The sequence below is a fragment of the Thauera propionica genome (assembly GCF_002245655.1).
In the GTDB taxonomy this organism is placed as follows: Bacteria; Pseudomonadota; Gammaproteobacteria; order Burkholderiales; family Rhodocyclaceae; genus Thauera; species Thauera propionica.
Genome location: NZ_NOIH01000040.1, coordinates 21,280 through 29,867 on the forward strand (window position 1 = coordinate 21,280; position 8,588 = coordinate 29,867).

An 8,588-nucleotide genomic window follows, 5' to 3' on the forward strand; every position below is an offset into this window, starting at 1 on the left:
GCTTGCTAGGCTCAGGCCGCCTAGTTTCCACGCGGAAACTTGGCTCGAGCGCCTGGCTGAGCAGACGAGTTTCGAGGTTTCGCCGCGGACGTCAGGCCCTCCGGCCGCGCCTGTGACACAGCCCCGCCCCCCTGAGTTTCCGCGCGGAAACTGGCTCGAGCACCTGGCTGCGCCGGTAAAACTCCGAGGCTTCGCTGCGAACGCCAAGCCCACCAGTCAGCCTGTGAAGCAGCCCCGCGCCTGAAGTTTCCGCGCGGAAACTTCGCTCGAGCACCTAGTCGCGCCGGTAAAACTCCGAGGCTTCGCTGCGAACGCCAGGCCCACCAGTCAGCCTGTGAAGCAGCCCCGCGCCTGAAGTTTCCGCGCGGAAACTTGGCTTGAGCGCCTGGTCGAGCGGGTGAGTTTCGAGAACGCGAAACGGCTTTAGGCCATCGGTCGGACCTGAGACGCAGCCTCTGCTCCCCTGAAGTTTCCGCGCGGAAACTTGGCTCGAGCGCCTGGCTGAGCAGATGAGTTTCGAGGTTTCGCCGCGGACGTCAGGCTCTCCGGCCGCGCCTGTGACACAGCCCCGCCCCCCTGAGTTTCCGCGCGGAAACTGGCTCGAGCACCTGGTTGAACAAGTGTGGTTTGAGAGCGCGAAGCAGGCTCAAGTGCCACCCGATGACCTTTCCGCGAGGAAAGATTCGTTAACGCACCATTCGGCGAGGGACTCGTCAAGCGGAGGTCGGCTGTTATCCGCCTAGAGAGTTTGGCATACCCGTCAGATCGGTACGTCTTTGAGCCGCGGAATCTGGCGCAGCTTGATTCAGCGCTCATGGTCCGCAGCCTTAGCGTTCAATTCTCAATTCAAAATCCGAGGCGCTAAAACGCGTCTTCGAGGCGACTCGGTATCACTCCGTAGAGCGCCCTCTGCCTCGCCTCTCACCACAAACCGACGTGGTGCATCCGGAGCGTTTCGAAAACTTGACCACTGGACAAAGTAAACACGGTCTCGTCGCTATACGTAAGACTAACCGCTCGCAACGCACGTTATCACCAAAAGGACAATAACGACTCCCAGACCTCCGGACTGTTAAGCAGGAGGTCTAGCGATGAACGGAATTAATTGCAGTTTCAGTGACTTGCAGAATCGTCGTTACGTTTTAACGACGTCGTATAACGTCACCCCAAAGGACATTTATGTAGAGCAAAACGTTGTTGCGGGCTCCACTTGGGAGTCCATCTTGATCATCACATATCAGCAACTCCTGGCGGACATCGCCGCCAGTTTCAGCAGTCCTCAAGGCCCGGAAGGAGGTTCCACTGCCGCCCCGCTACCGCAGCAGGTGCGTAACATCGCTTCGACGCTGCACTCCTTCCTCGCGTATCACGGCAAAACCATCGATAGCCGCGTGGGCCTCGAACTCACCAACAATTTCGACGCTTCGGCTGCAGATTACCTCAATGCCCTTGAGGTCGCGACGAGCACAAAACGCGACCGTCGCTATCACCTCAAGGTGATTCGCGGCCACTTCGAGAAGCTCAAAGCCGCATCGCTTGGACGAAGCCCGAAGGAGACGAGTCTTAGCCAGGAGCTTCGACGCGCAGTCGCAGGCTCCGGGCTGGCGCCGAAAACCCTTGCCAAGCAGGCAGGGATAAGCCCCTCTGCACTTCAAAGATGGCTGGCTGGCGCGACACCAAACGCTCGCGGCCTCGCTCCACTACGACGCCTGGAGTTCAAGCTCGGTCTTGGACGCGACTCACTCACCCGACTCGTCAAAGATGAAGAACCGCGTGTCGACAATAGCAACGCCACGACAATCGGCTTCCGGCAAGATCTGCGACTTCTCATCGAAGACCGCTATGCTATTCACGAATCCGACTTCAACGCGAATCTGACTCGTGAGTGGAAGTCCCTCTTTGACTACAAGACCTCCATCGCACCTCAATTCGAGCGGAGTGCGAGAGGCGTTTGGCGTCTTATCCCGAAGAAGGACTCGGCAAGCAGGTCCGCATTGGTCTGTAAGGGCTCTCAGGTTTGTCCCTCCGCCGATGTGTTTCTTATCCAGCTAAGATCCTTCCTCGGTTTTCTAATCCGCCCGGTTGAAGCCGGAGGATGGGGGCTGCCCTCCGACCAGGCACAAACGCTCTCGTGGCTCGCACATCCAGAGGCTATCAACGCCTTCCTGGAATTCAAGACCGAACGTGCCAAGGGCGTTAAACACACAGGCCATGCGGTTTTTTGCCAGTACGTCGCTTCTCTTTTGAGGGACGGCACAGGCTATTTGCGACAGCGATGCGAGCTTCGACACAGTCTCCCGGAGGATTATCGTCCGCTCGATGACACTGCGTGGAAGCTGATGTGCGAGCAGACGCAAAAAGTCGTCAAGGCCTGGCGCAAGTGCTCGACCGGGATTCGTCGCGCACCCCAGGATCCAATCGCGTTTCTGTTGGATCTTGACGAACCTCTCCTTCCGGTGCTCGAGGGCATCAAGCGGATTGAAAGAGACGCCGCGTCAGCTGCACCAGGCTCGAAACAGCAGGCTATCTTGAAGCGTGATGCCCTCCTCCTAGCCTTGCTTCTCTCGAACCCGCTGCGGCTGCGGTCGATGCAGTCGCTAACTATCAGCTCATCCGGTGCTGGCAGCGTCTATCGCACGGATAAGGGATATCGACTGCGGCTGACGTCATCACAGCTGAAAAACGGTGAGAGTGGCGCAGGGAAGCGCTACGACGTTGCGATTGCACCTTGGGTCACCGCAATGCTGGACGAATATATTGAGGAGTATCGTCCAGTACTCGCCATGGACCCGAATGACACCTATCTCCTCCTTAGCTCTCGCTCAACAGGACTCTGGACCGAGATGGGAAGACAGGTTCTTAAGCTCACCAAGCGCTACATCCGAGGTTGCAGTGGTATTTCTCCTCATGGATTCCGGCACCTAGTCGCGACAGCGTTCCTGAAGAAGAATCCTAACGGCTTCCTGCAGGTTGCTGAACTGCTTAACGACCGGCTGTCCACCGTCATGCAGGCTTATGCACACCTCAAGCGCGATGACTCCCTGACGAGCCACAACAGCAACGTTGATGCCCTCTTTGTGCAGTTGAAGAAAAACTGAATCCGCATCCGCTCGCTATACATAGCGCAGGACAGGCAAGCGGGGGCTTCGCCCCCGCTTTTAGGACAATCATCAGTGATATGGGGGCAAGCATGCCAAAACGGTTGCAGTGGGAAGACTACGTCAAGGTCGCGGAGAGTCGTGGGGGTGTATGCGTGCATCCCCACCTCCCTCGGCGTCAGGAGAAAGTTCGTTGGCAATGTGCCAAGTGTCACCGACCGGCACATTGGAGCCAGTTGATGATCGGCACAATGGAGCCACCGCGTGATCGGCGCATTGAGGCCAGTCCGTGATCGGCATATTGGAGCCAGTCGCGGATCGGCACATAGAGGCCAGCGCCGGATCGGCGTAATGGAGCCACTTCCACTCTGACAGACGTCTCGACCTTGACCGGTCCATCGCTACCCTGCTGCCTTTTTGTTCGGCAGGAGGTAGGCGGTGGCCCGCAGGAGCATCGAGATGTACGAGTACCGCCAGGCCCTGATGCGCATGCGCCAGGGCGATTCCGAGCGCGAGATCGCGCGCTCGAAACTGATGGGGCGCAGCAAGGCGGCCCGCTTCCGCGAGCTGGCTCGCGCCCAGGGTTGGCTCGATCCCGAGCGGCCCTTGCCCGAGGACGCCGAGATCGCTGCCGCGCTTGGGCAGCCGAAGTTGCCGGTGACGGCCCAGTCCTCGATTGCCGCGTACCGGCCGCTGGTGGAGCAGTGGCTCGCGCAGGGCGTCTCCGGCGTGGTGATCCACACCACGCTCAAGCGCGAGCACGGTTTTATCGGGCACTACTCCAGCGTGCGCCGGCTGATCGCCCAGATCAGGCGCGAGCAGCCCCCTGAGGCCACGGTGCGCCTCACCTTTGCCCCGGGCGAGGCCGCGCAGGTGGACTTCGGCGCCGGCCCCCAACTGGTCGATCCGGCCACGGGGGAGCTGCGCCGTACCTGGGCGTTCGTGATGACGCTGTGTTTCTCGCGGCACCAGTACGTGGAGTTCGTCTGGGACCAGAGCGTGCGCACCTGGCTCGGCTGCCACCGTCGCGCCTTCGAGTGGTTCGGCGCCGTGCCCGCGCGGCTCATCATCGATAACGCGAAGTGCGCGATCACCCGCGCGTGCCTGCACGATCCGCAGGTGCAGCGCGCCTACGCCGAGTGTGCCGAAGGCTACGGCTTCCGGATCGACGCCTGCCCGCCGCACGACCCGCAGAAGAAGGGCATCGTCGAGGCCGGCGTCAAATACGTGAAGGGCAATTTCCTGCCCACGCGCAGCTTCCGCGATCTGGCCGATCTGAACGCGCAGGTGCGCGAGTGGGTGTTGAAGGAAGCCGGGCTGCGCATTCACGGCACCACCCGCGTGCGCCCGCTCGACACCTTCGCGGTCGAGCGCAGCACCTTGCTGCCGCTGCCCGAGGTGCCGCCGGATCTGGGCACCTGGCACGCGGTGACGGTGCATCGCGACTGTCACGTCAGCTTCGAGCGCGCGCTGTACTCGGTGCCGTTCGCGCTGGTGGGCAAGGCGTTGTGGCTGCGGGCCACCGATGCCGTAGTCACCGTCTATCACGACTTCAAGCCGGTCGCCACGCATGCCCGCGCGCGCCGCCCCGGTGAGCGTCGCACCGTCTCCGATCATCTGCCACTGGCCGCCCAGCGCTTCTTCGCGCACGACCGCAGCTGGTGTCTGCAGCAGGCCCGCGAGATCGGAGACGCCTGCGCGCAGCTGATCGGGCAACTGCTCGGAGACCGCGTCAGCGAGCGCCTGCGCGCCGCCCAAGGCGTCCTCGCGCTCAAGGGCCAGTACGGCGCCGCACGCCTCGAGGCCGCGTGCGAGCGGGCCATCGCCCACGACAGCCCGCACTACCGCACCGTCAAGACCATCCTCGCCGGCGGTCACGACCTCGCCCCGGTGAGCACGATCACCCCCGAGCCCTATGCCGGCCGTGCGCGCTTCGCGCGCGCCACCGCGTCGCTGTTCGAAGACGACGGCCCCACGTTTCACTGACCCGGGCGCAGCCCGCGCCCACTTCATCCAAGGAGCCACCCACCATGAACCCTGCCACCGAACTGGCGCCACAGCTCAAGCAGTTGCGCCTCTCCGGCATCCTCGATTCGCTCGACGCCCGCAACCGCCAGGCCATCGATGCCAAGCTCGCCTATACGGAGTTTCTCGCCCTGCTGATCCAGGACGAGATCGCCCGGCGCGAGCAGAAGAAGTTCGGCACCCGGCTGCGCCGTGCGGCCTTCCGCGCCACCAAGACGCTCGAAGGCTTCGAGTTCGACCGCCTGCCCTCGACCAACCGCGCCCTGGTCCATGACCTCGCGACCGGGCGCTACATCGACGAGCGCGCCCCGGTGCTGATCGTCGGCCCCTGCGGCACCGGGAAAAGCCATCTGGCGCAGGCGCTCGGGCACTGCGCCGTGCGTCAGGGGCACGACGTCATCTTCGCCTCGTGCGCGCAACTGCTCGCCAGCCTGAACGCAGCGCGCGCGGTCGGCACCTTTGAGCGCAAGCTGCAGCAACTGGCGCGCGTGCCGGTGCTCATCATTGACGACTTCGGCCTCAAACCGCTTCGCGCGCCCGCCGACGAGGATCTGCACGACCTCATCGCCGAGCGCTACGAGCGTGCTGCCACCATCGTCACCAGCAACCTCGACTTCACCGAGTGGGACCAGGCCTTCCCCGGCAACCGGCTGCTCGCCTCGGCCACCGTCGACCGGCTGCGCCACAACGCCTATTGCCTCACCCTCGACGGGGCCTCTTACCGCGCCCCGCGACAGGGGCCGAATCGGGCGAAAAACGCCCTTGCCAGCACCCCGAAAAACATCGATTCTTGACCCCCCAACGACGTCCGTCAGAGCCCGGTTCGAGTGGCTTCTATATGCCGATCATCGGTGGCTCTATTGTGGCGGTCAGTGACAGTAGGCGCGCTGGCGCACATCGCCGAACGGCGTGGGATCGGGCACGCTGTCGTCGATGTAAAGCGACAGCAGGCGGCCGACCTGCGGTGTGTCTTGCTGACGGCGCACCTGCTCGGCGACAAAGGATTGCTTTGCGCCCGCACTGCTTTCGTCCTCCAACTGCTTCATGTGGTAGGCCATCGCATCGACCAGGTTGTCGGAAAGCTGCCGGTAGCGCACCCAGGCATAGCAAAGCAGGTAGAGGTAGGTCTGATCGGCCTTCAGGTTGCGTAGATCGTGGACGGTGTAGAAGTTCGCCAGGCTGGCGTAGTACAGCAGATTCTGCTGCGAGACGCCGAGCTTGGGCAGCAGCGCCTTGGCGATCCGGTGCAGCGGCTCCAGCGTGGCGCGCTTTTCGCGTTCGCGGGCCATCTGACGCCAGCCAAAGTCCTTGGCGTCCTGCTTGAGCGCCGCCAATTGCGACAGGGTGTCGTCACGCACTAGAAGCCGACCCAGCGCGGCCTTGGCCGATTCGTCCAACACTTCCGACAGCAGGCCAGCCAGCCGCCGACGCTCGGCGGACAGGGCTTCGCTCACCAGCTCTTGCAGGGTGGTATAGCCGGGCCGGATGATCTTGTGCTCGTTTAGCCAGACGATCAGCTCGGCGGCGATGAACCCCGGCATCACGTCGCGCCGCACGGTCTGCGCGGCCTGCTGCGCGAGCTGCGGCAGGAACTCGGCCGCCCACGGCCGGTAGCCGAACAGATCGGCAATCCACTCGCGCTGGGTGTAGTGCTCGTGCTTGGAGATTGGCTTGTGCTCGAAGGACTCGCCGTGGAAGTAGCGGCTCAGCACGAAGGCGCAATCGTGCTCGACCTCACTCCAGTCGAAGCGGAAGAAGGCATGCTTGGCCTTGAAGTAACCGATCTGCAAGATGCAATAGACCTGGGCATGGAGACCAGGCCGGCTGCTGGCGAGCGCCAGTTCGGTTTCAGTCAACGCCAAGTATTCCAGCCGCTGGGCGTCGTCGAAGTCCGGCAGGCCGTACAGGGCTTCCTGCTCGGCGTCCGACAGGACGGTCAATCGTTCGCTCTTGGTCGTCATCGCGATGACGCTCCACGAGAGCCCGTCCAACCAACCCGTGCCAGGGTCTCGATCAGCGTGGTTCGCTTGACGCCGAAGTTGCGGCACACCGCCGCCTTGGACATGCCGCCATCGAGCGCAGCGACGATGGCCTCCAGCTTCTCGCCGGTGATCGCCTGCGGCCGGCCGCCGATCCGGCCGCGTTTGCGGGCGGCAGCCAGACCGGCGACGACACGTTCCTGGATCAAGGCGCGTTCGTACTGCGCGAGCGCGCCGAACACCTGGAACAGAAACTCGCCCGAGGGCGTCGTGGTATCCAGGTTCTCCGTCAGCGAGCGGAACGCCACCTGCTTTTCCTTGAGCGAGGTCACGATGGCGAGCAGGTGCGACAACGAACGGCCGAGCCGGTCGAGCTTCCACACGACCAACACGTCGCCAGGGCGAACGAATTCGAGCGCCCGCGCCAGGCCCGCGCGGTCGTCCTTCGCGCCGGAAGCATGATCCTCGAACAGATGCCGCGCATCGACGCCGACGGCGAGCAGCGCATCGCGCTGCAAGTTCGTGCTCTGGCGGTCGGAATCCGACGACACGCGCATGTAACCTACCAACATAAGCGGAAAACCATCAAGAAGGGGTTTCCGCATGGTAGCGTCTGGCGACAGAGTTTTCCGCACAATTTTGCGGCCACTCGGAGGTTGGTGCAGAGGACTGTTGAAGGACTGTCGCAAAACAAATGTTTTCCGACAGGCCTTGGCATAGCGCAGGCTCGTCTTGCAGCGTTCTGTGCGTAGCGCTTAGTCATGACGATGTATATACTTTGTTAGTATTAAGTGGCAGGAGGCCCCGATCATGTCAAAACAAGCCGTTTTCACGATGAAGCTGGAGCCTGAGTTGCGCGCCGAGTTTATGGCCGAAGCCGAGGCGGCCCATCGCCCGGCGTCGCAAGTGCTGCGCGAACTGATGCGCGAGTTCGTTCAGCGCCAGCGCGAGTCGCGCGAGTACGACGAGTTCCTGCGCCGCAAGGTCGAAGCCGGCCGGGCTTCGATGCGCGCTGGATTGGGGCGATCGAACGATGAAGTTGAGGCCGAATTCGCCGCACGGCGTGCCAGTGTGGCGGGCCAGGCGTGAGGGTTGTCTGGACGCCCGAAGCGCAGCAAGACCGGGCCGATGTGTGGGACTACATCGCAGCCGACAATCCGCGCGCGGCGGCCCGGATGGATGAGATTTTCAGTGACGCGGCCGCCCGGTTGATCCAGCACCCCATGCTGGGCAAGCCGGGAAAGATTCCCGGGACCCGCGAGTTGATCCCGCACGAAAGCTATCGCCTGGTGTACCAGATCGACGGCGAAACGGTGTGGATACTGACGCTGGTGCATACGGCCCGCCTGTGGCCGCCTGTGCGCGATTAAGAGGTGATCATGGCAACAATGAAACGACGCGTTGACAGACTGCTTTCGAGCCAGACCGCGGTCGGCGGCATGCGGCCGAGGCTGTGTAAAAACGCCCCATTGGCTATGATCTAGGC

6 protein-coding genes and 1 pseudogene are annotated in these 8,588 nt (G+C 62.8%); 5 read left to right on the plus strand and 2 right to left on the minus strand.

Annotation, left to right across the window (positions count from 1 at the left end; genetic code table 11):
- The first annotated feature begins 1,091 nt into the window (after positions 1-1,091).
- The 3 genes from CGK74_RS18240 to istB all read left to right on the plus strand — a co-directional run bounded on the left by CGK74_RS18240 (position 1,092) and on the right by istB (position 5,917).
- Positions 1,092-3,098 (plus strand): site-specific integrase, encoded by a 2,007-nt coding sequence (locus tag CGK74_RS18240; RefSeq protein WP_133091960.1) that lies wholly within the window; start codon positions 1,092-1,094, stop codon positions 3,096-3,098.
- Positions 3,099-3,557: 459 nt separating this feature from the next.
- The gene (gene istA / locus CGK74_RS18245) at positions 3,558-5,084 is read left to right on the plus strand and encodes an IS21 family transposase (RefSeq protein ID WP_094269791.1); all 1,527 of its coding nucleotides are present in this window, start codon (positions 3,558-3,560) and stop codon (positions 5,082-5,084) included.
- Between the two features lie 44 nt (positions 5,085-5,128).
- Positions 5,129-5,917 carry an IS21-like element helper ATPase IstB gene (gene istB / locus CGK74_RS18250; RefSeq protein ID WP_094269792.1) on the plus strand — a complete coding sequence of 263 codons (789 nt, stop codon included), beginning with the start codon at positions 5,129-5,131 and terminating at the stop codon, positions 5,915-5,917.
- Positions 5,918-6,001: 84 nt separating this feature from the next.
- Here istB and CGK74_RS18255 read toward each other — a convergent pair.
- A pseudogene (locus CGK74_RS18255) lies at positions 6,002-7,084 on the minus strand (DUF4158 domain-containing protein); the annotation flags it as partial.
- On the minus strand, positions 7,081-7,707 hold the full coding sequence (locus CGK74_RS18260; protein WP_476718185.1) for a recombinase family protein: 627 nt from the start codon (positions 7,705-7,707) through the stop codon (positions 7,081-7,083). The gene CGK74_RS18260 and the pseudogene CGK74_RS18255, both read right to left, overlap by 4 nt.
- 205 nt (positions 7,708-7,912) lie before the next feature.
- Between CGK74_RS18260 and CGK74_RS18265 the strand changes: the two genes are divergently transcribed.
- Both CGK74_RS18265 and CGK74_RS18270 read left to right on the plus strand, forming a co-directional pair.
- The gene (locus CGK74_RS18265) at positions 7,913-8,191 is read left to right on the plus strand and encodes an antitoxin of toxin-antitoxin stability system (RefSeq protein WP_094269793.1); all 279 of its coding nucleotides are present in this window, start codon (positions 7,913-7,915) and stop codon (positions 8,189-8,191) included.
- Entirely contained in the window at positions 8,188-8,472 is a 285-nt protein-coding gene (locus tag CGK74_RS18270) for a type II toxin-antitoxin system RelE/ParE family toxin (RefSeq protein ID WP_011342942.1), read from the plus strand. Before CGK74_RS18265 ends, CGK74_RS18270 begins: the two co-directional genes overlap by 4 nt.
- Positions 8,473-8,588: the final 116 nt, after the last annotated feature.